Genomic DNA, 24332 nt, shown 5'->3' on the forward strand with positions numbered 1-24332 from the left:
TTTCAGCGGCCTCGGTAGGTCGCGGAGCGCTTGTTCAGGACGGCGTCCATGGCTTCGGCGTGGTCCTCGGTGTGGTGGGAGAGGGCCTGCATGGTGGCGGAGAGTTCGAGGACGTGGCGGAGGTCGTTGGTGCGGGACTCCTTGAGGAGGCGCTTGGCCATGCGGGTGGCGTGAGGCGGGTTCTTGGCGACTCGGGCCGCGAGGGCGCGGGCTTCGTCAAGGAGGTCCTCGGGTTCGGTGACGTGGGCGACCATGCCCCAGTCCAGGGCCTTCCGGGCGTCGACCCGGTCGCCGGTGAGGGCCATCTCGGCCGCCTTCTGCGGGCCGATGGCCTGGGTGAGGAACCAGGCGCCGCCGTCGCCGGGGATGATGCCGAGCTGGACGAAGGACTCGGCGAACCAGGCGTTGGTGGAGGCCACGCGCAGGTCGCACATCATGGCCAGGTCGCATCCGGCGCCGACGGCGGGGCCGTTGACCGCGGCGACCATCGGGACCTCGCACTCGGACAGGGCCAGCGGGATGCGCTGGATGCCGTCGCGGTAGCCGTTGCGCATCTCCCACGGGCTGCCGCTGAACATCCCGGCCTTCTCCCGCATGTCGTTGACGTTGCCGCCCGCGGAGAACGCCTTGCCCGCGCCGGTGAGCACCACGCACCGCACGTCGAGGTCCTGCTGGACGCGGCGGGCGTGGGTCTCGAACGCCTCGATCACGTCCGCGCCGGAGATCGGGTTGCGCTGGTCGGGCAGGTTGATCGTCCAGGTCTCCACGTGATCGGCGCGCTCGACCAGCAGCACATCGGACATGAGTGGCATTCCTCCCAGCGTGCGGGCACGGTTCGGCGACACCCTACGTGCGCGGACGCGTCCCGGTCATCAGGAAGGTCCGTTGACCGGGAACGTGCGTACCGGTTACGTGGGAGGCACCGTCGGAAGCACAGGAGTGATCGATGCCGTCGCTGATGCCGCCACCGGTCCAGGAGGACGCCGCACTGCTGTCGTTGCGCAGGCAGGTGCGGGAGTTCCTCGCCGAGCAGGTCACCTCGGGCGGCTTCACGCCGACCGTCGACAGCTGGCTCAGCGGCTGGGACCTGGAGTTCACCCGCGCGCTGGCCCGGCGCGGCTGGCTCGGGATGACGGTGCCGGTCGAGTACGGCGGGCACGGCCGGACGTTCCTGGAGCGGTTCGTGGTCACCGAGGAGCTGCTCGCCGCCGGGGCGCCGGTCGCCGCGCACTGGATCGCCGATCGGCAGGTCGCGCCGAACCTGCTGCGCTTCGGCAGCGAGGACCTCAAGCGCACCTACCTGCCGCGCATCGTGGCGGGGGAGGCGTTCTTCGCGATCGGGATGAGCGAACCGGATTCGGGCTCGGACCTGGCCAGCGTCCGCACCCGCGCCGAGCGGGACGACGGCGGGTGGCGGGTGCGCGGCACGAAGCTGTGGACCTCCGGCGCGCACGTGGCCGACGCCTTCATCGTCCTGGTCCGCACCTCGCCGCCGGGCGAGGACCGGCACGGCGGCCTGAGCCAGCTGCTGGTGCGGCTGGACTCGCCGGGGCTGACGGTCCGGCCGGTGATCTCGGCCAACGGCACGCACCACTTCAACGAGGTGCACCTCGACGGCGTGTTCGTCGCCGACGATCACGTGGTCGGCGAGATCGGGGCCGGGTGGCAGCAGGTCACCTCGGAGCTGTCGTTCGAGCGGTCCGGGCCGGAGCGGTTCCTGTCCACCTACCAGCTCGCGAAATCGCTGGTGAACAGCCTGGATCCGGCCGAGGCCGGGCGGATCACCGGCAGGCTCGCCGGGTTGCACCAGATGTCGCTGTCGGTCGCGGCGGCCCTGCAGCGCGGCGAGCGCGCCGACGTGCCCGCCGCGCTGGTGAAGGTGCTCGGCACGACGCTGGAAGGCGACATCGCCGACATCGCCGACCTGGACATGCCGACCGGCGCCGCCGACGACGTCGCCGGACTGACCCGGCGGGCCGTGCAGCAGCGGCCGGGATTCACCTTGCGGGGCGGGACGAACGAGATCCTGCGCGGTGTCATCGCACGCGGATTGGGGATGCGCTGATGAGCACGGACCACGACCTGCGCGAGGTGCTGCGCGACGTCCTCGCGGGCGAGATCACCGAGCGCCTCGACCAGGCCGAGACCGGTGTCGGGTTCGACGCCGAGCTGTGGGCGAAGCTGAGCGACCTCGGCTTCACCGCTCTGACCGCCCCCGAGGACCGCGGAGGTTCCGGCGGCGGGTGGCCGGAGGCCGCCGCGCTGCTGACCGAGAGCGCGGCGGCGGCCCGCCACCTCCCGTTCGCCGAGAGCGACCTGCTCGCCCACTGGCTCCTCGGCGCTGCCGGAATCCCGGCCGCGGACCCGACGACCCCGCTCACCATCGCCCTCGTCGACCCCGACGGAACCGCCCGATCCGTGCCCTGGCTCGGCCACGTCCCCGCAGTCCTCGTCATCCCCCGCCCCGACGGCACGTGGTCCGTCCGAACCCCGGATTTCGCCCGCGATCAGGTCCCGGAAAACGCCCGTATTCGGGAATCGGAAAACGGGAGCAATCGGGTCCCGGAAAACGGGAGTGGTCGGGTTACCCACTCGGGAGTGCCGCGTGGGGATCTGTTCGAGGTGGAAGCTGTCGACGGGGATGCCGTCGTCGGGGGTGAGGTGGTGGATCGGCTGGTTCTCAGGGCGGCTCTGGCCCGGGCCGTGCAGGTGGTGGGGGCGCTGGACCGGGCCGTGGAGCTGTGCGTGGAGCACGCGCGGACCCGGGTGCAGTTCGGGCGGCCGCTGGCGAAGTTCCAGGCGGTGCAGCACCTGGTGGCCGACGCCGCTGCCGAGGCCGCGCTGGCGCGGGCGGCGGTGGACGTCGCCGTGCTCGACGCCGCCGAGACCGACCTGGCCGGTCCGGCGTCGGCGACGAAGGTCGCCGCGGCGCGGTCCTGCGCCGGGCACGCCGCCTCGGTCGTCGTGCGCAACGCCCACCAGGTCCACGGCGCCATCGGCACCACCCGGGAACACCCGTTGCAGCTGGTCACGCTGCCCGCGCTGGACTGGCGCGGCGAGTTCGGCACCACCCGCGACTGGGACCGCTTCCTCGGCGGGAGCGGACCGCTGTGGGACGTGGTGCTCGGCGCCCCCGCCGAGCACCCGCCGATCCCGGGAGGTCACCGATGAGCGGCGACCTGCTCGCCGGAGTGCGGGTGCTCGACCTGTCCACGGTGTTCATGGGCCCCTACGCCGCGCAGGTGCTCGCCGAGTGGGGCGCGGACGTGATCAAGGTCGAGCCGCTGCGCGGCGACCAGGTGCGCGGCATCGGCGACGTCACCGGCAACGGCGTCGGCCCGATCTTCGTCAACGCCAACCGGGGCAAGCGCTCGGTGGCGATCGACCTGAAGAGCCCCGAGACCCGCGAGGTGCTGCGCGCCCTGGTGCGCGGCGCCGACGTGCTGCTGCACAACATCCGCCCGCCCGCGGCGGCGCGCCTGGGCCTGACCTGGGATGAGCTGCGCGAGATCAACCCGGGTCTGGTGCTGTGCGCGTTCCGGGGCTACGGGAAGGACGGGCCGCACGCCGACCGGCCCGCCTACGACGACGTGATCCAGGCGGCCTCCGGCATCGCCGCGGCCCAGGGCGCGGCCGGCGGTGAACCCGAGTACTGGCGCTCGGCGGCCTCGGACAAGATCCTCGGCCTCTACGGCGCCGCGGCCACCTGCGCGGCGCTGCGCGCGAAGGAGGCCGACGGCCGGGGGCGCTCGGTGGAGGTGCCGATGTTCGAGGGGATGGCCTCGTTCATGCTCCTGGACCGCCAGGGCGGGTGGCTCACCGACCCGCCGTCGGGTCCCACCGGCTACCCGAGGACCGATTCACCGCACCGCAGGCCGTACGCCACCAAGGACGGGCACCTGGCGGTGATGATGTACGCCGACAAGCACTGGACGGTGTTCTTCGACCTCATCGGCCGCCCGGAGCTGGCCGAGGACCCGCGGTTCCGCGACATCGGTGCGCGCACCAGCCACATCGACGAGCTCTACGCGCTGCTGGCCGAGGAGATGGTCACCCGCACCTCGGCGGAGTGGAGCGAGGCGTTCGAGCGCGCCGACATCCCGCACGGCCCCGTCCACGACGTCGAGGACCTGTTCACCGACCCGCACCTGAGCGCCACCGGTTTCTTCCAGACCGTCGAGCAGCCGGGCGTGGGCCCGGTGCGGCTCGCGCGCAGGCCGGTCGACTTCGGCGAGCCCGCGCCGCCGCCCCGCCCGGCCCCGCTGCTGGGCCAGCACTCCCGGGAAGTGCTGGCGGAGGCCGGGATTCCGGACGACGACGTGCAGCGGCTGCTCGACTCCCGTGCGCTCAGCCAGCGCTGAGCACGGCGACGATGAAGTCGGAGTCCTCGCGGAACGGGCGCAGGTCCCAGGTGCTCAGCGCCAGGTCGGTCCGCAGCCCGGCCTTCTCGACGTCGGCGAAGAACTCGTCGGGCTCGTAGCCCCGGCCGGTGCCGAAGCCGACCGCCACCCGGCCCTCGGGGGACAGGTGCTCGCGGAACCGCTCGAGCACCGCGCCGCGGGTGCTGGGCGCGAGGAACGTCATCACGTTCCCGGCGCACACGATCAGGTCGAACGGCTCGGTGATGCCGTGCGCGGCCAGGTCGAGTTCGGCGAGGTCGCCGACGACCCAGCGCGGCCCCGGGTGGTCCTCCTTCGCCGCCTCGATCAGCGCCGGGTCGACGTCGACGCCGACGACGTCGTGGCCCACCGAGGCCAGCCAGCCGCCGACCCGGCCCGGGCCGCACCCGGCGTCGAGGACGCGGGACCCGCGCTCGGCCATCGCGTCGATCATCCGGGCCTCCCCGGCGAGGTCGGTGCCCGCCTCGGCCAGGCCGCGCATCCTGTTGATGTACCAGGAGGAGTGTCCCGGATCCGCGGCCACCTTCTGCATCCAGATGCTCTGCTCGACCATGCCCCCATTGTGCGCTGCGCACGATAAGGCCTGTTGAGCGGTCCTCTTGCTCAGCGGTGCGGGCGGCGGAACCTGAGCGCCTCCGTGGACTCCGTGCGCCGCTCCTTGAGTGTGCCAATACGCGGCGTCCCCACGAAGGCGCTCAGAACCCGCGCCGGTGCCAATTGCTCGGGTGGTGGAAGAGGATGCGGCTCCGCCGCATGCCGCAACAGCGCCTCGACGGGCTCAGAGCTCGATCTGGTCGATGGTCCGTTCCGCCAGGTCGGCCGTGGTGGCGTGGTAGTGGTGGGCGAGGTGCCGGAACAGGTTCTCGGCGCGGATGGCGGGCCAGTCGGCGTCGAGCAGGTCGGCGGGCAGGTGCGGGTCCTGGCGGACCAGCTGCAGCCAGTCGGTGTGCAGCACGAGCTGGCGGGCGAGGTCGTCGGGCGCCGAGGGCAGCGGGTCGGGGCTGTCCCACCGGGTGAGGAACGCGCGGTAGCGGGCGGCGATGGCGTCGAGGTCGAAGGCCTTGCGGACGAGGTCGGCCGACTCGGTGGGCTTGCTCTGCTGCGCGGTGAACGCGGTGACGTTGTCGTTGAGCCCGAGCTCGTCGACGATCGCGGTGACGTCCTGAGCTCCGGGCGCGATCCACAGCCCGTTCTGCAGCAGGCCGAACCCGGCCCAGATCAGCTGGGAGCGCAGGTCGTGCCGGTCGCTGCGCCGGGTGTCGGGCAGCGAGAAGGCGACCAGCGTCCAGGTCCCGTCCCAGTCGCGGTTGACCGCGCCGGTGTCCCAGATCCGCCGCTCGCCGTCTTCGAGGACCTGCTCGGCGTGCTCGGTGAGTCCGAAGTAGACGCGACGGCCCCGCCGGTGGCGGGTGAGCAGGCCGCGGTGGACCATCCGGCTCAGCGTCGAGCGCACCGCCTCCTCGGAGATCTCGATCCGGCCGAAGACGTCGATGATGCTGCCCGAGTACGCGGCCGAGTCGCGCCCGAGCACGTGCAGCCCCAGGAAGCTCAGCATGAGCGACTGCGGTCGGGCCGAGTAGGTCAGCGCGTCGTCGGCGGAGGTCACGATGACCAGCGTAGTCGCTCCAATATTGGGCACAACGTTGACGGCCGTCACCATGACGCCGTACGTTTTGCCGGGTCGGCACGCTCACCCACCGAGGGGCTCTCGATGCAGAACGTGGACGAACTGGTCGCGATCGACGTGCACACCCACGCGGAGATCTCCCGGGACGGCCACCTGTCGCTGAGTCCGGAGCTGTTCGGGGCGTCGGAGAAGTACTTCAAGGCCGAAGGCCACCGGCAGCCCGGCATCGCCGAGATGGCCGACCACTACCGGCAGCGCAGGATGGCGGCGGTGGTGTTCACCGTCGATGCCGAGCACGCCACGGGGCACCCCCGCATCGCCAACGAGGAGGTCGCGCAGAGCTGCGCCGAACACGCCGACGTTCTCATCCCGTTCGCCAGCATCGATCCGTGGAAGGGCAAGGCCGGTGTGCGGGAGGCGCGGCGGCTGGTCGCCGAGCACGGCGTGCGCGGATTCAAGTTCCACCCGAGCATCCAGGCGTTCTCGCCGAACGACCCGATGGCCTACCCGCTGTACGAGGCGATCGAAGAGCTCGGCGTGCCCGCGCTGTTCCACACCGGCCAGACCGGCATCGGCGCCGGCGTGCCGGGAGGCGGCGGCATCCGGCTGAAGTACGCCAACCCGATGCTCGTCGACGACGTCGCCGCGGACTTCCCCGATCTGCGGATCATCCTGGCGCACCCGTCGTTCCCGTGGCAGGACGAGGCGCTGGCCGTGGCCACCCACAAGCCCCACGTCCACATCGACCTGTCCGGCTGGTCTCCGAAGTACTTCCCGCCGCAGCTGGTGCACTACGCCAACTCCTTGCTGCAGGACAAGGTCCTGTTCGGCTCCGACTACCCGGTGATCACCCCGGACCGGTGGCTGTCCGACTTCGAGAGGCTCGAGATCAAACCGCACGTGCGCCCGAAGATCCTCAAGGACAACGCCGTCCGCCTGCTCGGACTCGGATGAGCCCCAGGCGAGGGAGGTTTCGCATGATCACCGCGCGCAGAAGCGGACGTCTCGCGTACCTGATCGCGGCCGCGCTGCTGGCCGCGTCCGCACCCGCGTTCGCGACCGAGGGGCCCGCCCACGTCGAGGGCGCGCTCGCCAGCGGTGCGACCTGGGTGATGGACGTGCCGGAGGACTGGAACGGCACGGTCCTGCTGTTCAGCCACGGCTACCAGGCCGCGGGCCAGCCCAACCCCGCCGAGAACGCGCCCAGCGACGAGGCCGCCGCGATCGCGCTGCGCGAGGGCTACGCCCTCATCGGATCCTCCTACGCCGCCACCGGGTGGGCGGTCGAGCAGGCCGTGCCCGACCAGCTGGCCACGCTCGACGAGTTCACCGCCCGCTTCGGGTCGGCAGACCGCACGATCGCCTGGGGCCAGTCCTACGGCGGCCTGGTCACCACGACCATCGCCGAGCGCCACGCCGACCGCGTCGACGCGACGCTGTCGATGTGCGGGCTGGTGCACGGCGGCGTCGCTAACTGGAACAGCACGCTCGACCCCGCCTACGCGGTGAAAACCCTGCTGGCGCCCGGGTCCGGCTACCCGCTGGTCGATTTCGCCGACGAGCAGGAGGCCTCCGCGGCCGCCACCGAGATGACCGGCGTCGTCGACCGGGCGCAGACCACCCCGCAGGGGCGGGCCCGGATCGCCCTGGCCGCAGCCCTGCACAACATCCCCGGCCACAACGACCCCGCCCAGCCCGAACCCGGCGACCGCGACTGGGAGGCGCAGCAGCGCAACCAGTACGAGGTGATGGCCCGGTTCCCGGCCACGGCGATGGAGTGGCGGCAGGAGGCCGAATCCCGCGCGGGCGGGAACATGTCGTGGAACACCGGCGTCGACTACGCCCGGATGCTCGCCGACTCGCCGTTCGCCCCCGAGGTCGCCGCCCTGTACGAGTCGGCGGGGCTGTCGCTGAACGACGACCTGAACGCGCTGGCCACGGCGCCGCGCATCGACGCCGATCCCGGCGCCGTGGACTACATGACGCGCAACGTGGCCTTCACCGGTCGGTTGAGCGCGCCGCAGCTCGACATCCACACCACCGGCGACGGCCTCGTGCCCGTGCAGGTCGCCAGCGCGCACCGCGATGCCGTCGAGGAGGCGGGCACCACCGAGGAGCTGCGTCAGGCGTTCGTCGACCGGCCCGGGCACTGCACCTTCACCCCCGGCGAGCAGCTCGCCGCCCTGCACGCCGTGGAAACCCGGCTCGACACCGGACGTTGGCAGGGCACCGGTCCGGCCGCGCTCAACGCCGCGGCCGAGGTCGAACAGCCCGGCGGCGATCACTCCTACGTCCGCTTCCGCCCCTCCCCCTACCCGCGCCCGTACGACCTAGCCGAGTGATCCGGACCATCCGATGTGGATGGTCATCCTGTTCCGCACCCGCCAACGACGAGGGCGATCGGCATGACAGATTCGGTCACACCCGAGAGGCAGCTCAGACGCGCGGTCGCGTCCAGCTTCCTGGGCAGCGTCATCGAGTACTACGACTTCCTGCTCTACGCCACGGCCTCGGCGGTGGTGTTCAGCCAGGTCTTCTTCAGCAACCTCGACCCGCTGGTGGCCACCGTCGCCAGCTTCGGCACCTTCGCCACCGGCTACCTCGCGCGCCCGCTCGGCGGGCTGGTGTTCGGCCACTTCGGCGACCGGCTCGGCCGCAAGCGGATGCTGGTGCTCACGATGCTGCTCATGGGCATCGCCAGCTCGCTGATCGGCCTGCTGCCCACCTACGAGCAGATCGGCGCGTGGGCGCCGCTGGGACTGGTGCTGCTGCGCGTCGTCCAAGGCGTGGCCGTCGGCGGCGAGTGGGGCGGGGCGGTGCTCATCTCCGCCGAGCACGCGCGTTCGCGGCGCGGGCTGTGGGCGAGCTTCACCAACGCCGGAGCGCCCTGCGGCATGGTGCTGTCCACCGCCGTGCTCACCGGCACCGCCGCGGTTCTCGGCGAGGAGGCGTTCCTCGGGTGGGGCTGGCGCATCCCGTTCCTGCTCAGCGTCGCGCTGCTGGTCCTCGGGCTGTTCGTGCGGCTCAAGGTCGCCGAACCCCGCCTGTTCCGGGAATCCCGGCGCAGCGCGCGGGCACCGCTGGTGGAGGTGCTGCGGAACCGGCCGCGGCAGCTCGCGCTCGGCGTCGGCGTCGGGCTCGCCGCGTTCGTCGCCCAGTCCACGCTGACCACGTTCGTGCTGGCCTACGGCGTGCAGGCGGGGTTCAGCAGGCAGACCGTGCTCAACGCCATCACGCTGTCCTCGGTGACCGCCGTGGTGGGCATCATCGCCTGGTCGGGGCTGTCCGACCGGCTCGGCCGGCGCCCGATCGTGCTGGTCGGGGCGCTGGCGATGGCCGCCTACAGCTTCGCGCTGTTCCCGATGGTCGACAGCGGCAGCGCCGCGCTGCTCGTCGTCGCGCTGGTGCTCGGTCAGGGCGTCATCCACCCGATGATGTACGGGCCGCTGGCCGCGCTCTACACGGAGCTGTTCAGCACCGAGAGCCGCTACACCGGCGCATCGCTGGGCTACCAGCTGGCCGGGCTCGGCGGGGGACTCGCACCGGTGCTGTTCGCCCAGCTGCAGAGCAGCGGAGCCGGGACCACCGCGATCTCGGGCACCATCACCGCGTTCTGCGCGCTGACCGTCGCCTGCGTGCTCGCGCTGCGCGAGACCAGCGGGCAGAACCTCGACACCCCCGACGGCGCACGGGAAGGAGCCCGCTGATGCACGACCTCGGCCTGGGCGGCTGGCCCGCCCGGCGAGCCCTGATGACACCGGACCGCACCGCGTTCGTCTTCGGCGAGGACGCGGTGACCTACGCCGAGTTCGCCGAGCGCACCGCCACCGCCGCCCAGCGGTTGCGCGCCGACGGCGTGGGCCGCGGCGACCGGGTCGCCTACCTGGGGCCCAACCACCTCGCGTTCGTCGAGACGATGTTCGCCGCGCACCGGCTCGGCGCGGTGTTCGTCCCGCTGAACTTCCGGCTCGCCGCACCCGAGATCGACTACGTGCTCGCCGATTCCGAGCCCGAGGTGCTGGTCTACGCGCCCGAGTGCGCCGGAACCGTCGCGGCCCTGGAGAACCGCCCGCGCCGGATCGTGGCGCTCACCGACCCGCAGCCGGGCGAGCAGGAGTACGAAACCTGGCTCGCCGCAGCCCATCCCGAGCCGATCGAGGAGCGGGTGGGCTTCGACGAGACCGCGCTGATCCTCTACACCTCCGGCACCACCGGCCGGCCCAAGGGGGCGATGCTCACCCACGGAAACCTGGTGTGGAACACCGTCAACCTGCTGGTCGGCGTCGACGTCGTCAGCGACGACGTCGCGCTGATCACCGCGCCGCTGTTCCACGTGGCCGCCCTCGACCAGACGCTGCTTCCGACGTTCATCAAGGGCGCCTGCTCGGTGATCGCCCCGGGCTGGGACGTCGACGCCTGCTACGACCGCATCGAGCGCAACGGGATCACCTGGATGTTCGGCGTCACCACCATGTTCGCCGAGCTGGCCGCCTCGCCCCGCTGGGCCGAGGCCGACCTGTCGTCGCTGCGGATCGTGATGAGCGGCGGCGCGGCCGTCCCCGAAGCGCTGATCCGCACCTACCAGGAGCGCGGTCTGGTGTTCTGCCAGGGCTACGGCATGACCGAGACCGCGCCGGGCGCCACGTTCCTGGAAGCGGGGGAGAGCGTGCGCAAGGTCGGCTCGGCCGGGGTGCCGGTGTTCTTCACCGGAGTCCGGGTGGTCCGGCCCGACGGCACCGACGCCGACCCGGGTGAGCCGGGGGAGGTGCTCGTCAAGGGCCCCAACGTCAGCCCCGGCTACTGGCGCAACCCCCAGGCCACCGACGCGGCGTTCGAGGACGGCTGGTTCCGCTCCGGCGACCTGGCGTCGTTCGACGACGAGGGCCACCTGCACGTGGTGGACCGGGTCAAGGACATGTTCATCTCCGGCGGGGAGAACGTGTACCCGGCCGAGGTGGAGAACGCCCTGTTCGAGCACCCGGCCGTGGCCGAAGCCGCGGTCGTCGGCGTCCCGGACGAGCGCTGGGGCGAGGTCGGCCGCGCCTTCGTCGTCTGCCACACCGGTAGCGCGCCGACCGGCGCCGAGCTGCGGGAATTCCTGCGCACCCGGCTCGCCCGCTACAAGGTCCCGGTGCACGTCGACCTCGTCGACAGCCTGCCGCGCACCGGCTCCGGCAAGATCCAGAAATCCGAGCTGCGGAAGCGCTAGCCCTGCGGGCGGACGACGAGGACCGTGCAGCGCGCGTGGTTCAGCAGCGCTTGGCTGGTGGAGCCCAGGAGCATGCCGAGGAACCCGCCCCGGCCGCGGCTGCCGACCACCACGAGCTGGGCGCGGGTGCTCCAGTCCAGCAGCGCGTCCCGGGGGCGCTCGTTGGCGGTCACGCGTTCGACCTGCACGTCCGGGTGCTTCTCCTGCAGGCCGGCCAGGGCCTCGGCCAGCAGGCGCTCGCTGGTGGCCATCTCCGGTTCGAGGTGGCCCAGCCCGACCTCGCGGATCGAGGGCTCGCGGGAGGCGTGCACCGCCACCAGCCCGACCCCGCGCCACGCCGCCTCGGCGAAGGCCGCGGCCAGCGCCTCCGAGCTGTTGTCGCTGCCGTCGACACCGGCGACCACCGGCCCGTCCGGCGCGGCCGGTTCGCGCACCACCGCCACCGGGCAGGCCGCGTGCGCGGCGGCGGAGGCGGCCGTCGATCCCAGCAGCATGCCGCCGAAACCGCCGCGCCCGGACGCGCCGAGAGCGAGCATCCGGGCGTCCTCGGCCATCCGCAGCAGCAGCGCGACCGGCTGCTCCTGCACGTACTCGGTGGTGAACTCCAGCCCGGAGGCGACCGAGTTGACCCGATCGGCGGCGTCGCCCAGCTGGGTGCGCGCCAGCTGGTCGATCTCGGCGAACGCGTCGGGCGGCACCGGCATCCCGGCCCCGTAGAAGCCGCGGAAGTAGGGCTCGGTCGAGGTCACCAGGTACAGCGACAGCTTGCGGGCCGAGGCCACCGACGCGGCCCACGCCGCCGCGCTCAGCGCCTGCTCCGATCCGTCGATCCCGACCACGATCGTGTTGCTGAGGTCAGTCATCGTCGCTCCCCTCGATCCGCCCCGAACCGACCATGCCGGACGCGAGCGTTCCGCGCCCGATGACCTCGCTCAACGCGAGCCGCGTTCGCTAGTCGTGGTGCCCTAAGAGCTTGACCACCGCCGAGGTCCGGTCGCTCACGTGCAGCTTCGTGAAGATGTTGCGGAGGTGGTTCTTGACCGTGCGCTCCGAGATGCCGAGCGCACGGCCGATCTGGCGGTTGGACCAGCCGCGAGCCAGGTGGTCGAGGACCTCCTTCTCGCGCTTGGTCAGCGATGAGAGCACTTCGTCGATCGCGTCGTCGGAAGGGTTTTCGCGTTCTTCGTCCGAGATCGCGTTGATGCGCGCCGACGCGAGCTGGCCGACCTGGTTGAGAACCTGGCGCATCGCGCGCGAGTGCTCGACGGCCTCGTGCAGCAACGCGGTGATCGCCCGATCGAGCGCCCGGTCTGAGGAACGGGCCATGAAGCGCCTCCACTCGGGCGGTTCGTTCCGGGCCGCCCGACACCCGTGGATTCCTACTCTTCATTTCGCCACTGCATTTCGCGCTTATTACGACCCAGCCGCCGAATCCCCCGGTAGGGACGGGATATACCCCATGTGGACCAGTGGGAGGAACGTGCTGTGGTCCTCGTGCGCGGCGGTGCAGGTGGCGGAACCCGAGCGCCTTCGCGGTCCCCGTGCTTCGCCCACGACCTAGTGCGGAAGGTATAGGGCGAATTGTTCATGGTGCTCGGGTCCACAGCGGACCTAGCGTTGATCGTGTTCAGCACATCAACAGAACAGGAGCTCTCGACGATGGCTGCTTTACCGGAGGCGTGCGAGGCAAGGTCGGTTCCCTCGACGCAACTTCGGGGCGGGATACCACTTTTCGGAATGGACGCGGACACGGCGCTCGACGTGGTCACGGGCAGGCTGGGGCTTGGCTGCCCGCCGGAGCGCAACCTCGCGACGTTCCTCACCACGTCGATCGAGCCGGAGGCGCAGCGGCTCTACCGCACCTACCTCAACCACAACCTCGTCGATCGGGAGCAGTACCCGGCCATCGACGCGATGCTGCGGGAGTGCGTCGGCATCATCGGTTCGCTGTGGCACGGCGAACCGCACCGGGTCGCGGGCAGCGCGACCACGGGGTCCAGCGAGGCGGCGCTGCTGGCCGGGGCCTCGCTGCTGCGCAACTGGCAGGAGCGAGGTGCAACCCGTCGGCCGAACCTGGTGATGGGGGCCGGTGCGCACGCCTGCTGGGCCAAGTTCTGCCGCCACTGGGACGTCGAGGCGCGTGTGGCTCCCGCGCGCGGCGACTCCCCGTCGCTGGACCCGGACGAGGTCGAGGAGCTCTGCGACGGGGGAACCATCGGCGTCGTCGGCATCCTGGGGTCCACTCTGGACGGACGGTACGAGCCGATCGCCGCGATCGCCGACGCCTTGGACCGGCTCCAGGAACGCACCGGGCTCGACATCCCGATGCACGTCGACGCCGCCTCCGGGGGCTTTCTCGCGCCGTTCCTCGATCCCGACCTGGCCTGGGACTTCCGCATCCCGCGGGTGGTGTCGATCAACGCCTCGGGGCACAAGTCGGGCATGGTGCCGCCCGGCCTGGGCTGGGTGCTCTGGCGCGGCGAGGGCGACCGGAACCAGGGCCTGGGGGTCCGGGTCAACTACCTCGGCGGGGACGACGCGCACCACGAGCTCACCTTCTCCCGCTCGGCGGCCCCGGTGGTGCTCCAGTACTACAACTTCGTGCGCTACGGCTTCGCCGGGTTCCACGCCGTGCACGCGAGATCCCGCGGTCTCGCGCGGCGGCTCGCCGAGCGGATGCGCGCGACCGGGCGGCTCCGGCTGCTCGGCGACGGCGGAGAGCTGCCCGTCGTGGCCGTCACCGCCAGGCCCCCGGTGGCGCTGCGGGAGCTGGCCGCGCACTTGGCCGAACGCGGCTGGGCGGTGCCGGTCTACACCCTGCCGCCGCACCTCGAACACGTCGAGGTGATGCGCGTGGTCGTGCGGAGCGACCTCACCCCCGCGTCGGTCGAGGAGCTGGCGACGACCGTCGAGGAGTTCGTCGCCGGCGCCCGATGAGATCGACCCGATGAAATCCGTGCAGTGAACCGAGAGGAGCAACATCCATGCGTCCCATCCGCATCGTCAGCCGGTTGACCGACCGAGAGCCCCCGGAGCGGGGGAGCGGGGTCCGCCTCGCCCTCTTCCAAGGTGAGAACCCCTCGGGAACTCCGGCTGCGGTCGCCGAGAACCTCGCCAGGATGGAGCAGGTGCTGGCGCTGGCCGCCAGCTACGGCAGCCAGCTGTGCGCGTTCCCGGAGTGCTTCAACACCGGGTACGCGCTCGACCGCCAGCAGTGCGAGCAGCTCGCCGAACCCAGCGACGGCACCACCGTCGAACTCGCCCGCAAGCTTTCCGGCCGCCACGACATCGGCGTGGTGCTGCCCTACGTGGAACGCGCCGCCGACGGGGCGCTGCACGACTCGGTGGCGCTGGTCGCCGAGGGGGAGCTGGTCGCCAACTACCGCAAGACCCACCTCTACGGCGCCGCCGAGCGCGCGAACTTCACGCCCGGGCACGACCTCCCGCCGGTCGTGAAGATCAACGGGTTCCCGGTCGGGCTGCTCAACTGCTACGAGTGCGAGTTCCCGCCGCTGTACCAGAACCTGGTCGGCAGGGGAGCGCGGCTCATCGTCGGGCCGACGGCCGCCGACCGGCACTTCACGCTGCAGAGCGGGGAGCCGACGCTGGTGGCCTACCCCGACGCGACCGAGCACATCATCCCCGCGATGGCCGCCGTGTGGCGGGTCTTCGTCGCTTACGCCAACCGGCGGGGCTGGGAGACGTCCGAGCGCGGCCAGTGGGAGTACCGGGGCAACTCGGGCATCTGGGCGCCCGACGGCACCGCCGTGGTCAGCGCCGGACCCGAGGAGCGGGCGGTGGACTCGCTGCTGCTAGGCGACTGCCTGCCCGGCGCGGTTCCCCCGTTCAGCCCCGAGGGGGACCACCGCAGCGATTCCCGCATCGCCGCTGCCGACGGGCTGCTGCCGGCCGGGTGACACTCACCTCCGGGAATCGGCGACCTCGGCCATCGGCGCGAGGCGCACACCGGCGGAGGCGAACCGGGAGCGGATCGCCTCCGCGATCTCGACGGCGTTCGGCCGATCCCCGTGCAGGCAGATCGTGTCCGCGTCGACCTGCACGGGCGCGCCGTTCACCGAGCGCACCTCGCCGCGCAGCACCGCCTCGGCCTGATCGGCGCAGGTCTCCGGGGGCTTGGGGAGCGGTTGCGGCTCGATGATGATGTGCCCGTTGTCGTCGTAGTCGAGATCGGCGAAAGCCTCGCGGACCACGGGAAAACCGCGCTCGGCGAGGCGTTCCGAGACCGGACCCGCCAGCAGCACCACCCGCACGCCCGGCGAGGCCGTCGCGAAGGCCGACACGATGGCCTCGGCGACGGCCTCGTCGCGGATCGTCAGCCCGTAGAACGCGCCGTGCGGTTTGACGTGGGCGATCGTCGCGCCCTGGTGCGCGGCGATCGCCTGCAGCGCCCCGAACTGGTACAGACATGCCTGGGCCGCCTCGGCGGGGCTCAACGACATGGCGCGCCTGCCGAATCCGGTCAGATCGGGGAAACCCGGGTGTGCGCCGACGGCGGTCTGCCCGTCGCGCGCGAGTTCGACCGAACGGCTCATCGTGGCCGGGTCGCCCGCGTGCCAGCCGCACGCGATGTTCACCGAGGTCACGAGCGGGATGAGACGGGCGTCGTCACCCAGTTGCCAACGTCCGAAGCTCTCCCCGGCATCGGCGTTGAGATCGACGAGAGTGCGCACGGATCACCTCCAGATCGGGCGTCCACCATAGTTTTCGGTGTTTGCGCACGCAGATCACGCAGCCTACCCTCTCACTCGAAGGTGGTCGATTGGTGACCGACGCGCTGCGTCGAACCGTCCCGCAGCGCATTCTCGACGAACACTCGTCGGTGGGCTGCGGAGGTGCGCCGTGACCGTGATGGAGGTTCAGCTACCGCCCGCGCGGTACGAATTCGGCGGCGACGAGTTCGTCTTCGTCGAGATCGACCGGGAGATGAGCCTGCAGGCCAATCTCAAGGCGATGGCGATCACCGGCGCGCTGCGCCGCGAGAACATCGAGGGCGTCGTCGACATCTGCCCGTCGAACGCCTCCTACCTGGTGCGCCTGGACCCGGAGCGGCTGCACCCGGTCGAGCTCGTCGACGAGCTGCGGCGACTGGAGCGCACGGCCGGTGAGCTCAGCGCCGACGACGTCGTGCCGACCCGGATCGTCGACGTGCCGGTGCTCTTCGACGACCCGTGGACGCGCGAGACGCTGCTCAGGTTCCGCGACCGGCACCAGGACCCGGAGGTCACCGACCTCGAGTACGCCGCGCGGATCAACGGTTTCGCCGACGTCCCCTCGCTGATCGAGGCGATCACCTCGGCCCCGTTCCTGGTCACCATGCTCGGTTTCGTGCCGGGGCTGCCGTTCTGCTACCAGATGGTGCCGCGCGAGAAGCAGATCGAGGTGCCCAAGTACGTGCGCCCGCGCACCGACACCCCGGAGCGCGCCTTCGGCTACGGCGGCGCGTTCTCGGTGGTCTACCCGGTGCGCGGAGCCGGCGGCTACCAGCTGTTCGGGATCGCGCCCGCTCCGGTGTTCGACCTCGCCCAGCGGCTGCCGGACTTCGCCGACGACATCGCGTTCCCGCGCCCCAGCGACGTGCTGCGCTACCGGGCGATCGATCGCGACGAGTACGACCGGACTCGCGCCGAGGTGGAGGCCGGAACGTTCCGCTACCGGATCCGGGAAGCGGAACTCGTTCCCGCCGAACTGCTCGCCGACCCCGACGCGGTCAACGCGCGGCTGCTGGAGGTGCTGTACCGGTGAACACCCTGATCGTGCGCAAGGGCGGGCTGTCGACGACCGTCCAGGACTCCGGCCGAGACGGCCGCTACGCCATCGGCATGCCGCCCTCCGGGGCCATGGACCAGTACTCGGCCCTGGTGGCGAACATGCTCGTCGGCAACCCGGACGGCGCGGCGGTGCTGGAGGCGACCTACGTCGGTCCCGAACTGGAGTTCACCGACTCCCGCACCGTGGCCGTCACCGGCGCCGACACCGCCGTGGCGCTCAACGGCGAACCCGTGCCGACCTGGCAGGCCGTGCCGGTGGCGGCCGGGGACATGCTCGCCGTGCAGGCGGTGCGCACCGGCGCCCGGCCCTACGTCGCCGTCGGCGGCGGGATCGACGTGCCGCTCTACCTCGGTTCCCGCTCGACGTACATGCTCACCGGCATCGGCGGTTTCGAGGGCCGCGCGCTCGCCGACGGCGACCGGCTCCCGCTGGGCGAGGCGCCGCCCGCGCCCGCCTCGGGAACCGAGGTGCCGGACGAACTGCGCCCGGAGCTGCCCGCGACGACGACGCTGCGGCTTGTCGTCGGGCTCTGCGCCTACCGGCTCACCGACCGGGGACTGGCGTCGTTCCTGGGCACCGAGTGGAAGGTGACCAAGGACGCCGACCGCATCGGGTACCGGCTGCGCGGCGGCGATCTGGAGTTCATCGAGCGCGAGCAGCCGTTCGGCGCGGGCAGCGACCAGGCCAACGTCGTCGACCTCGGCTACCCGATCGGATCGGTGCAGATCCCCGGCGGCGACGAGCCGATCGTGCTGCTCAACGACGCGGTCACCGGTGGCGGCTACGCCACCATCGGGACCGTGATCTCGGTGGATCGCGACCGGATGGCCCAGGCCAGGACGGGCGGCAAGGTGGGTTTCGAGCAGGTCGACGTCGAGACCGCCGTGGCGGCCAGGCAAGAGCGCCGCGCACGGCTGGAGAAGGTGCGGGCGGCGGTCGCGACCGCCTAAGAGGGGAGAGCCGATGTCCACTGTGGATGCTCAGATGCCCGGGGTGTTCTACCGGCGCCCGTCGCCGGAATCCGATCCCTACATCGAACCGGGCAGCGTCGTGCAGCCCGGCCAGACGATCGGGCTCATCGAGGTCATGAAGACCTTCAACGAGATCAAGGCCGACAAGGCGTGCCGCGTCGCGAAGATCCTGCTCGACGACGGCGACGAGGTCGACATCGGCCAGTCGATGTTCGAGGTCGACGAGCCATGAGCGGGCTGCGCAGGGTCCTGGTCGCCAACCGGGGCGAGATCGCCGTCCGGATCATCCGCGCGTGCCACGCGGCGGGCCTCGAAGCGGTGGCGGTGTACTCCGACGCCGACGAGCACTCGCGGTGGGTGGCTCTGGCCGACGACGCCGCGCACATCGGGCGGTCGGCGGCGCAGAAGTCCTACCTCGACCCGGACGCGCTGCTCAAGGCCGCGCGCACGACCGACGCCGACGCCGTGCACCCGGGCTACGGGTTCCTGTCCGAGAACGGCGGTTTCGCGCGGTCGATCGAGGAGGCGGGGCTGGTGTTCATCGGCCCGCGCCCGTCGGTGCTGGAGCGGATGGGCGACAAGGCCGCCGCGCGCAGCGCCGCCGTCGCCGCCGGGGTGCCGGTGGTGCCCGGCACCGACCCGATCGCCGAGCCCGAGGACGTGGCGCGGCTGGCCGACGAGATCGGATTCCCGCTGCTGCTCAAGGCCGCCGCGGGCGGGGGCGGTCGGGGCATCCGGCCGGTCGGCTCGATCGAGGAGCTGCGGGACGCGCTGCCCGCGGCTCAGGCCGAGGCGCGTTCGGCGTTCGGCGACCCCGCGATCTACCTGGAGAAGGCCGTCCCGCGGGCCCGGCACGTGGAGGTGCAGGTCCTCGCCGACGACCACGGCGGCGTGGTGCACCTCTTCGAGCGGGACTGCTCGGTGCAGCGGCGCAGGCAGAAGCTCATCGAGGAGGCCCCGGCGCCCGGGCTGCGGGAGGAGACCCGGCAGGCGATCACGACGGCGGCGGTGCGGCTGGCCGAGCACGTCGGCTACCGGGGTGCCGGGACGGTGGAGTTCCTGGTGGACGGCTCGGGGGAGTTCTACTTCATCGAGATGAACGCGCGGGTCCAGGTCGAGCACCCGATCACCGAGATGATCACCGGCGTCGACGTCGTCGCCGAGCAGCTGCGCATCGCCGGCGGCGCGCCGCTCTCGGTGGATCAGGGCTCGATCGAGCGCCGGGGTGCGGCGGTCGAGTTCCGGATCAACGCCGAGGACCCGGAGCGCGACTTCGCCCCGACTCCGGGCGGGATCGAGGCGCTGCGGCTGCCGGGCGGTCCCGGCGTGCGGGTCGACACCGGCATCACGCAGGGGGACCGGATCAGCCCGTTCTACGACTCGCTGATCGCCAAGCTCGTCTGCTGGGGCGAGGACCGCGACCAGGCCTACGCCCGGGCGCGCCAGGCTCTCGCGGAGTTCCACGTCGAGGGCGTGGCGAGCACGGCGGGCCTCCACCGCCGCCTCACGGAGGACCCGGAGCTCATGGCGGGGCCCGTGCACACCACCTGGCTGGAGGAGCGCCTCACCTGAGGCAGTTTTAGCCATAATCACCAATGATCAACATCCGTTTTGTCCGGTCAATTATGGCTAAAACTGTCCCCTGCCAACGACCGTTGACACGGTCACCCGCCGACGGCTCCGGTGTTGAAGAAGTCGAGCGCGGCGGTTTTGAAGGTGCGGCTGGAGACTGCGTTGAGGTGGTTCCGGCGGCCCAGGGAGATGTGCGGGGCGTCCAGGGATTCGGCGAAAGCCCGGGATTCCGGGGCTATTTCGTCCTGGTCTCCGGAGGCGAAGAGGACCGGGGCCGGGGTTGGTGGGGTGAGGTGGTGGCCTGCCACGGCGTCGATGCAGGGGGTGAGGTCTTCGGCGGTGAGGGCTCGTTGGACTTCCAGCATCGTGGTGCGGTCGACGGGCCGGCCGTCGAGGCCGCCGAGGGCCATCGCGCGGACTCGGTCGGGTGCCAGGGCGGCGAGGGTCCAGGCCACGAGGCCGCCCATCGAGTAGGCGACCACGTCGGCCTGCCGCACCTCGGCCGCGTCGAGGACCGCCAGGACGTCCCGGGCGAGGTCCTCCGGGGTGTAGCCGGTGTCGGGGCGGTCGCTGCGGCCGTGGCCCCGGAGGTCGGTGACGACGTGACCCCGGTCGGCGACGGCGCGGAGCCAGCCGGTGCGCTCCCACGTGAGCTCCGCGTCGGAGGCGAAACCGTGCAGGAGCAGCACCGGGCTCGTGCCGGGGACGCCTTCCACCGGGAGGACGGCGTCGTACCAGAGCTTGACGCCGTCGCGTTCGGTGAACGCCATCGGTCAGTCCTCCGGCGGGGTCAGGCGGACGCGGCGCTGCGGCGCGCGCTCCTCGGGGACCGTGCCGACGATGCCGGCCTGGTCGGCGACGGTGAACGTCACCAGCGGCGCGCCGACTTCGAGCTCCTCGTCCTCGCCGACGTGCAGCCGCGACACGCGGCCGGTCTGCGGAGACGGGATCTCCACCGCCGACTTGGTGGTCTCCAGCTCCACCAGCGGCGCGTTGCGCTCCACCCAGTCGCCCTCGGCGACGAGCCATTCCAGGATCCGGGCGCTGATCAGGCCCTCGCCGAGATCCGGCAGCGGGAAGGTCACCTCAGCCACGTCGGTACTCCAATGCGGTCTGCACTGCGGTCAGGATCCGGTCGACGCTGGGCAGGTACTCGTCCTCCAGCGCCCCCGACGGGTAGGGCACGTCGAAGCCGGCCACCCGCTGCACGGGCGCGCGCAGGTCGCCGAAGCAGCGCTCGGTGATCAGCGACGACACCTCCCCGCCGAGCCCGGCGGTCAGCGGCGCTTCGTGGACGACGACGGCGCGGCGGGTGCGCGACACCGACTCGGCGAGCCCGTCGGCGTCGATCGGCTTGAGCCAGCGCAGGTCCAGCACCTCCAGCTCGACGCCGTCCTCGGCGGCCAGCTCGGCGACCTGCCGGCAGCGCGCCACCATCGCGCCCCAGGCCACCAGCGTCGCGTGCCTGCCCCGCCGCACGACGCGGCTGCTGCCGATCGGCGGCGGCTCGACGGGCTCGGCCGGGTCGAAGTCCTCCCGCTGCCAGTAGCGGGACTTGGGTTCCATGAACACCACCGGGTCCGGATCGGCGATCGCCTGCCGCAGCAGGTGGTAGCCCTCCGACGGCCCCGACGGGGCGACGACCTTGAGGCCCGGCACGTGCGCGAACAGCGACTCCAGGCTCTCGCCGTGGTGCTCCGGCGCCCGGATGCCGCCGAAGCTGGGCAGCCGCAACGTGATCGGCATCCCCAGCGAACCGCGACTGCGGTAGTGCATCCGGGCGACCTGGTTGACGATCTGGTCGATCGCGGGATAGCTGAACCCGTCGAACTGGATCTCCGGCACCGGCCGCCACCCGGCCATCGCCAGGCCCACCGACAGGCCCATGATCGCCGACTCGGCCAGCGGCGTGTCGAAGACCCGCTGCGCGCCGAACTTGTCCTGCAGGCCGTCGGTCACCCGGAACACGCCGCCGAGCTCTCCCACGTCCTCGCCGAAGATCAGCACCCGGTCGTCGTCCTCGCACGCGTGGCGCAGCGCGGTGTTGAGCGCTTGCTGCAGCGACAGCTCAGGCATCCTGCGACTCCTTCCAAGCGCGGTGCTGGGCGAGCAGAGCGGCGGTCGGTTCCCGGTGGACGAAGCGGAACATGTCGTCCCCCGGAGGGGTTTTCAGCGCGCGCAGCCCCTCGGTGGTGCGGGTGACGACGCTCGCCGCGTGCTCCTCGGCGTCGGCGACGTCCTCGGCGGTCAGCGCCGCCATCCCGGTGGTGATCGGGTCGTGCTCGGCGCGGGCGCGCTCCTCCTCGGCGCTGCGGTAGCGGGAGGGATCGTCCGATGTGGAGTGCGGGCCGAGGCGGTAGGTCATCGCCTCGACGATCGTCGGGCCGCCGCCGGAGCGGGCGTGGTCGAGCGCCTGCCGGGTCGCCTCGAACACCGCGGTGACGTCGTTGCCGTCGACCCGCACGCCCTCGAAGCCGTACCCGGCGGCGCGGGCCGCCACCGAGCCGCCCGCGACCTGCCGGGCGGTGGGCAGCGAGATCGCCCAGCCGTTGTTCTGGCAGAAGAACACCACCGGGAGCCGGTACACCCCGGCGAAGTTCATGGCCTCGTGGATGTCGCCCTGCGAACTGGCGCCGTCGCCGAAGTAGGTCAGCGCGGCGCCGCCGGTGCCGTCCAGCTGCGCGCCCATCGCCCAGCCGACGGCGTGCAGCACGGGACCGCCGACCACGGCGTTCGGCGGTGACAGGCGGGAGGTGCTCGCGTCGTAGAGGCCGCCGTGCCAGATGTTGAGGTGCATCGCCAGGTAGGCGACGGGGTCGACGCCCATCGCCACCGCCGCGCCCAGCTCGCGGTAGGTGGGGAAGGCGAAGTCGCGGGAGAGGTCCAGGGCCGCCGCGCTGCCGACCTGCGCGGCCTCCTGACCTCGAACGGGGGCGTAGGCGGGCAGCACGCCCTGGCGTTGCAACGCGATGGCCTCCTCGTCGAGGCGCCGCGTCACCAGCATGAGGCGGAAGAGCTCGCGGAACTCTGCGTCGTCCATGAGCGGAAGCGTGCGCATCAGGAGTTGCCTCGTGCAACAGTGCCGTTCTCGACTGCTCAGGTTGTTCGCTCTGCCTGCCGCGTCCGAGATCGAGCTGTGCAAGTTGTCCAGCCGGGACCGACCGGTACTCCGTTCGCGTGGCCCCTGCTGCGCGGCCCTCGGGAGGTCTGGTCGACGATGTCGGCATGGTCAAGCTGGACCGACTGATCAACGTCCTCGGCGGCTACGGGGCGCGGCTGGTGTGCGCGCCGCGCAGCCGGTCGACCGAGCTGCGCGCGGTCGCGCTGCACGACCCCGGCGAGCAGGTGCCGAGCGGCGACGAGGTGCTGCTCGCGGTCGGCCTCGACCGGCGCGACGCCGCCGGGCTGCTGGCCCGCACCCGCGCGGTCGTCGTCGTGTTCCGGCTCGACGAGCTCGACGCCGAGGCCCTGGAGCTCGCCCGGGAGCGGGAGGTCGCGGTGCTGCTGGTCGACCCCGCCGTGTCGTGGGGCCAGCTCGCCGGGGTGATCTACGGGCTCGTGCTGGAGGGGCGCGAGACCGAGGCCGGGCGCGGGCCCACGGACCTGTTCGCGCTGGCCGACGCCCTGGCCGAGTCGGTGGGCGGCCCGGTCACCATCGAGGACCACCGCTCCGGCGTGCTCGCCTACTCGCAGCGCCAGGAGAGCGCCGATCAGGCCCGGCTGGAGACGATTCTGGGCAGGCGCGTGCCGGAGGGCATCCGCCGGGAACTCGTCGAGCGCGGCGTGTTCCGGCACCTCGCGGCCTCCGACGAGCCGCTGTTCGTCGAGCCCGCCGGCGCCCGCCAGGGCCGGGCCGTGGTGGCGGTGCGGGCGGGCAAGGCGCTGCTCGGGTCGATCTGGGTGGGCACCTCCGCGCCGCTGGACGCCGAGCGGGAGGCCGCGCTGGTGCAGGCGTCCCGCACGGCGGCGGCGCACCTGCTGCGCACCCGCGCGAGCGCCGACCTGGAGCGGCAGGTCGAATCGGACCTGGTGATCGGCCTGGTCGAGGGCCACCCCGACGTCGCGACCGCGGTGAGCCGCCTCGGTTTCCGCGGCGAGACGTTCCGCGTGGTGGCCGTGCAGGCGCACAACCGGGGCGAGCACGACTCGGCGGCGCTGCTGGTCTTCGAACTGGCCACGGTGGGTTTCGGCTGGTCGCGGCCGGGACGCAGCGCCCTGTTCGCCAACACCGTCTACACGATCCTGCCGCACGACGACGGTGACGCGGCGCGCGAGTGGGTGCGCTCGCTGGCGCGCGAGATGCCCGGCGGGGTCGAGGTCTTCGCCGGGATCGGCGGCCCGGCCGGGCCCGACGGGCTCGTCGACAGCCGCCGCGAGGCCGACGAGAGCCTGGCGGTGCACGCCGCGAAACCGGCCGGCTCGGCGGCGGTCGTCTACGACGAGTCCTGGCACGAGATCCTGCTGCGCCGCCTCCAGCACGTCGCCGCGAGCGGCCGCGCACCCGAGCGCGGTCCGGTGGCGCGGCTGCGGGAGCACGACCGGGAGCAAGGCAGCAGGCTGGTCGCGACGCTGCGGGCCTGGCTGGAGGTGCAGGGAGACCTCGGCGCCGCCGCCGCGCGCCTGGAGATCCACCCCAACACCGTCCGCAACCGGATGCGCAAGGTCGCCGAGGTCGGTGCGCTGGACCTCGACGAACCGGACACCCGGCTCGCGCTGATCATCGCCCTGGCCGCCGAGCCGTAGTGGGTTCGGCACAACCGTGT

The 24332-nt window shown here is 72.1% G+C and carries 24 protein-coding genes; 14 read left to right on the plus strand and 10 right to left on the minus strand.

The window, feature by feature from the left end; genetic code table 11:
- Positions 1 to 2 precede the first annotated feature (2 nt).
- Entirely contained in the window at positions 3 to 803 is an 801-nt protein-coding gene (locus REH65_RS31955; protein WP_406690452.1) for a crotonase/enoyl-CoA hydratase family protein, read from the minus strand.
- Positions 804 to 946: 143 nt separating this feature from the next.
- On the opposite strand from REH65_RS31955, the gene REH65_RS31960 reads away from it, so the two are divergent.
- Genes REH65_RS31960 through REH65_RS31970 form a run of 3 tightly spaced genes read left to right on the plus strand, consistent with a single transcriptional unit; the run spans position 947 to position 4361 of the window.
- Positions 947 to 2065, plus strand: coding sequence for an acyl-CoA dehydrogenase family protein (locus REH65_RS31960; protein WP_406690453.1), 1119 nt, complete (start codon positions 947 to 949; stop codon positions 2063 to 2065).
- Positions 2065 to 3171, plus strand: coding sequence for an acyl-CoA dehydrogenase family protein (locus tag REH65_RS31965; RefSeq protein WP_406690454.1), 1107 nt, complete (start codon positions 2065 to 2067; stop codon positions 3169 to 3171). Before REH65_RS31960 ends, REH65_RS31965 begins: the two co-directional genes overlap by 1 nt.
- On the plus strand, positions 3168 to 4361 hold the full coding sequence (locus REH65_RS31970; RefSeq protein ID WP_406690455.1) for a CaiB/BaiF CoA transferase family protein: 1194 nt from the start codon (positions 3168 to 3170) through the stop codon (positions 4359 to 4361). The genes REH65_RS31965 and REH65_RS31970 overlap by 4 nt, the downstream gene beginning before the upstream one ends.
- Here the strand turns inward: REH65_RS31970 and REH65_RS31975 are convergent.
- Both REH65_RS31975 and REH65_RS31980 read right to left on the minus strand, forming a co-directional pair.
- Positions 4348 to 4953: a class I SAM-dependent methyltransferase gene (locus tag REH65_RS31975; protein WP_406690456.1), complete on the minus strand. Its 606-nt coding sequence runs from the start codon at positions 4951 to 4953 to the stop codon at positions 4348 to 4350. The two genes, REH65_RS31970 and REH65_RS31975, sit on opposite strands and share 14 nt — an antisense overlap.
- A gap of 225 nt (positions 4954 to 5178) precedes the next feature.
- Positions 5179 to 6006: a PaaX family transcriptional regulator C-terminal domain-containing protein gene (locus REH65_RS31980; protein ID WP_406690457.1), complete on the minus strand. Its 828-nt coding sequence runs from the start codon at positions 6004 to 6006 to the stop codon at positions 5179 to 5181.
- A gap of 105 nt (positions 6007 to 6111) precedes the next feature.
- Here REH65_RS31980 and REH65_RS31985 point away from each other — a divergent pair, with 105 nt between their 5' ends.
- The 4 genes from REH65_RS31985 (at position 6112) to REH65_RS32000 (ending at position 11236) form a co-directional block, all read left to right on the plus strand.
- Complete coding sequence (locus REH65_RS31985; protein ID WP_406690458.1) at positions 6112 to 6981, plus strand: amidohydrolase family protein; 870 nt, start codon at positions 6112 to 6114, stop codon at positions 6979 to 6981.
- Positions 6982 to 7004: 23 nt separating this feature from the next.
- Entirely contained in the window at positions 7005 to 8369 is a 1365-nt protein-coding gene (locus tag REH65_RS31990; protein ID WP_406690459.1) for an alpha/beta hydrolase family protein, read from the plus strand.
- A 63-nt stretch (positions 8370 to 8432) separates the two neighbouring features.
- A complete protein-coding gene (locus tag REH65_RS31995; RefSeq protein WP_406690460.1) occupies positions 8433 to 9734 on the plus strand; it encodes an MFS transporter in 1302 nt (433 codons plus the stop codon).
- Complete coding sequence (locus REH65_RS32000; protein WP_406690461.1) at positions 9734 to 11236, plus strand: acyl-CoA synthetase; 1503 nt, start codon at positions 9734 to 9736, stop codon at positions 11234 to 11236. Before REH65_RS31995 ends, REH65_RS32000 begins: the two co-directional genes overlap by 1 nt.
- Here REH65_RS32000 and REH65_RS32005 read toward each other — a convergent pair.
- Together REH65_RS32005 and REH65_RS32010 are read right to left on the minus strand one after the other, a co-directional pair.
- Positions 11233 to 12099 (minus strand): universal stress protein, encoded by an 867-nt coding sequence (locus tag REH65_RS32005; protein ID WP_406690462.1) that lies wholly within the window; start codon positions 12097 to 12099, stop codon positions 11233 to 11235. The genes REH65_RS32000 and REH65_RS32005 overlap by 4 nt on opposite strands.
- Positions 12100 to 12187: 88 nt before the next feature.
- Entirely contained in the window at positions 12188 to 12562 is a 375-nt protein-coding gene (locus tag REH65_RS32010; protein WP_406690463.1) for a response regulator transcription factor, read from the minus strand.
- Positions 12563 to 12895: 333 nt separating this feature from the next.
- Here REH65_RS32010 and REH65_RS32015 point away from each other — a divergent pair, with 333 nt between their 5' ends.
- Complete coding sequence (locus REH65_RS32015) at positions 12896 to 14173, plus strand: glutamate decarboxylase (RefSeq protein ID WP_281456422.1); 1278 nt, start codon at positions 12896 to 12898, stop codon at positions 14171 to 14173.
- 47 nt (positions 14174 to 14220) lie between these two features.
- Entirely contained in the window at positions 14221 to 15153 is a 933-nt protein-coding gene (locus tag REH65_RS32020; protein WP_406690464.1) for a nitrilase-related carbon-nitrogen hydrolase, read from the plus strand.
- Between the two features lie 3 nt (positions 15154 to 15156).
- Here the strand turns inward: REH65_RS32020 and REH65_RS32025 are convergent, their stop codons facing one another.
- Positions 15157 to 15927 (minus strand): 5-oxoprolinase subunit PxpA, encoded by a 771-nt coding sequence (locus tag REH65_RS32025; RefSeq protein ID WP_281456424.1) that lies wholly within the window; start codon positions 15925 to 15927, stop codon positions 15157 to 15159.
- A 178-nt stretch (positions 15928 to 16105) separates the two neighbouring features.
- On the opposite strand from REH65_RS32025, the gene REH65_RS32030 reads away from it, so the two are divergent.
- From REH65_RS32030 to REH65_RS32045, 4 genes are read left to right on the plus strand one after another with little or no spacing between them, the layout of a single operon-like run.
- Positions 16106 to 16999 carry an allophanate hydrolase subunit 1 gene (locus tag REH65_RS32030; RefSeq protein ID WP_406693276.1) on the plus strand — a complete coding sequence of 298 codons (894 nt, stop codon included), beginning with the start codon at positions 16106 to 16108 and terminating at the stop codon, positions 16997 to 16999.
- Positions 16996 to 17976: a biotin-dependent carboxyltransferase family protein gene (locus REH65_RS32035; protein ID WP_406690465.1), complete on the plus strand. Its 981-nt coding sequence runs from the start codon at positions 16996 to 16998 to the stop codon at positions 17974 to 17976. The genes REH65_RS32030 and REH65_RS32035 overlap by 4 nt, the downstream gene beginning before the upstream one ends.
- A gap of 13 nt (positions 17977 to 17989) precedes the next feature.
- Positions 17990 to 18229, plus strand: coding sequence for an acetyl-CoA carboxylase (locus REH65_RS32040; RefSeq protein WP_406690466.1), 240 nt, complete (start codon positions 17990 to 17992; stop codon positions 18227 to 18229).
- A complete protein-coding gene (locus REH65_RS32045; protein WP_406690467.1) occupies positions 18226 to 19569 on the plus strand; it encodes an acetyl/propionyl/methylcrotonyl-CoA carboxylase subunit alpha in 1344 nt (447 codons plus the stop codon). The genes REH65_RS32040 and REH65_RS32045 overlap by 4 nt, the downstream gene beginning before the upstream one ends.
- A 92-nt stretch (positions 19570 to 19661) precedes the next feature.
- On the opposite strand, the gene REH65_RS32050 is transcribed toward REH65_RS32045, so the two are convergent.
- Genes REH65_RS32050 through REH65_RS32065 form a run of 4 tightly spaced genes read right to left on the minus strand, consistent with a single transcriptional unit; the run spans position 19662 to position 22609 of the window.
- Positions 19662 to 20339: an alpha/beta fold hydrolase gene (locus tag REH65_RS32050; RefSeq protein ID WP_406690468.1), complete on the minus strand. Its 678-nt coding sequence runs from the start codon at positions 20337 to 20339 to the stop codon at positions 19662 to 19664.
- A gap of 3 nt (positions 20340 to 20342) precedes the next feature.
- Positions 20343 to 20663: a biotin/lipoyl-containing protein gene (locus REH65_RS32055; RefSeq protein ID WP_281456429.1), complete on the minus strand. Its 321-nt coding sequence runs from the start codon at positions 20661 to 20663 to the stop codon at positions 20343 to 20345.
- Entirely contained in the window at positions 20656 to 21645 is a 990-nt protein-coding gene (locus REH65_RS32060; protein ID WP_281456430.1) for an alpha-ketoacid dehydrogenase subunit beta, read from the minus strand. Before REH65_RS32060 ends, REH65_RS32055 begins: the two co-directional genes overlap by 8 nt.
- On the minus strand, positions 21638 to 22609 hold the full coding sequence (locus tag REH65_RS32065; RefSeq protein ID WP_406690469.1) for a thiamine pyrophosphate-dependent enzyme: 972 nt from the start codon (positions 22607 to 22609) through the stop codon (positions 21638 to 21640). Before REH65_RS32065 ends, REH65_RS32060 begins: the two co-directional genes overlap by 8 nt.
- 185 nt (positions 22610 to 22794) lie before the next feature.
- Here REH65_RS32065 and REH65_RS32070 point away from each other — a divergent pair, with 185 nt between their 5' ends.
- Complete coding sequence (locus tag REH65_RS32070) at positions 22795 to 24312, plus strand: PucR family transcriptional regulator (protein WP_406690470.1); 1518 nt, start codon at positions 22795 to 22797, stop codon at positions 24310 to 24312.
- Positions 24313 to 24332: the final 20 nt, after the last annotated feature.

Source organism: Saccharopolyspora sp. ID03-671 (assembly GCF_045278815.1).
Classification (GTDB): domain Bacteria; phylum Actinomycetota; class Actinomycetes; order Mycobacteriales; family Pseudonocardiaceae; genus Saccharopolyspora; species Saccharopolyspora ipomoeae.

Coding starts and splice junctions, on each gene's coding strand:
- REH65_RS31955 (WP_406690452.1), bottom strand. CDS start 803: ATGTCCGATGTGCTGCTGGTCGAGCGCGCCGATCACGTGGAGACCTGG.
- REH65_RS31960 (WP_406690453.1), top strand. CDS start 947: ATGCCGTCGCTGATGCCGCCACCGGTCCAGGAGGACGCCGCACTGCTG.
- REH65_RS31965 (WP_406690454.1), top strand. CDS start 2,065: ATGAGCACGGACCACGACCTGCGCGAGGTGCTGCGCGACGTCCTCGCG.
- REH65_RS31970 (WP_406690455.1), top strand. CDS start 3,168: ATGAGCGGCGACCTGCTCGCCGGAGTGCGGGTGCTCGACCTGTCCACG.
- REH65_RS31975 (WP_406690456.1), bottom strand. CDS start 4,953: ATGGTCGAGCAGAGCATCTGGATGCAGAAGGTGGCCGCGGATCCGGGA.
- REH65_RS31985 (WP_406690458.1), top strand. CDS start 6,112: ATGCAGAACGTGGACGAACTGGTCGCGATCGACGTGCACACCCACGCG.
- REH65_RS31990 (WP_406690459.1), top strand. CDS start 7,005: ATGATCACCGCGCGCAGAAGCGGACGTCTCGCGTACCTGATCGCGGCC.
- REH65_RS31995 (WP_406690460.1), top strand. CDS start 8,433: ATGACAGATTCGGTCACACCCGAGAGGCAGCTCAGACGCGCGGTCGCG.
- REH65_RS32000 (WP_406690461.1), top strand. CDS start 9,734: ATGCACGACCTCGGCCTGGGCGGCTGGCCCGCCCGGCGAGCCCTGATG.
- REH65_RS32005 (WP_406690462.1), bottom strand. CDS start 12,099: ATGACTGACCTCAGCAACACGATCGTGGTCGGGATCGACGGATCGGAG.
- REH65_RS32010 (WP_406690463.1), bottom strand. CDS start 12,562: ATGGCCCGTTCCTCAGACCGGGCGCTCGATCGGGCGATCACCGCGTTG.
- REH65_RS32015 (WP_281456422.1), top strand. CDS start 12,896: ATGGCTGCTTTACCGGAGGCGTGCGAGGCAAGGTCGGTTCCCTCGACG.
- REH65_RS32020 (WP_406690464.1), top strand. CDS start 14,221: ATGCGTCCCATCCGCATCGTCAGCCGGTTGACCGACCGAGAGCCCCCG.
- REH65_RS32030 (WP_406693276.1), top strand. CDS start 16,106: ATGGAGGTTCAGCTACCGCCCGCGCGGTACGAATTCGGCGGCGACGAG.
- REH65_RS32040 (WP_406690466.1), top strand. CDS start 17,990: ATGTCCACTGTGGATGCTCAGATGCCCGGGGTGTTCTACCGGCGCCCG.
- REH65_RS32045 (WP_406690467.1), top strand. CDS start 18,226: ATGAGCGGGCTGCGCAGGGTCCTGGTCGCCAACCGGGGCGAGATCGCC.
- REH65_RS32050 (WP_406690468.1), bottom strand. CDS start 20,339: ATGGCGTTCACCGAACGCGACGGCGTCAAGCTCTGGTACGACGCCGTC.
- REH65_RS32060 (WP_281456430.1), bottom strand. CDS start 21,645: ATGCCTGAGCTGTCGCTGCAGCAAGCGCTCAACACCGCGCTGCGCCAC.
- REH65_RS32065 (WP_406690469.1), bottom strand. CDS start 22,609: ATGGACGACGCAGAGTTCCGCGAGCTCTTCCGCCTCATGCTGGTGACG.
- REH65_RS32070 (WP_406690470.1), top strand. CDS start 22,795: ATGGTCAAGCTGGACCGACTGATCAACGTCCTCGGCGGCTACGGGGCG.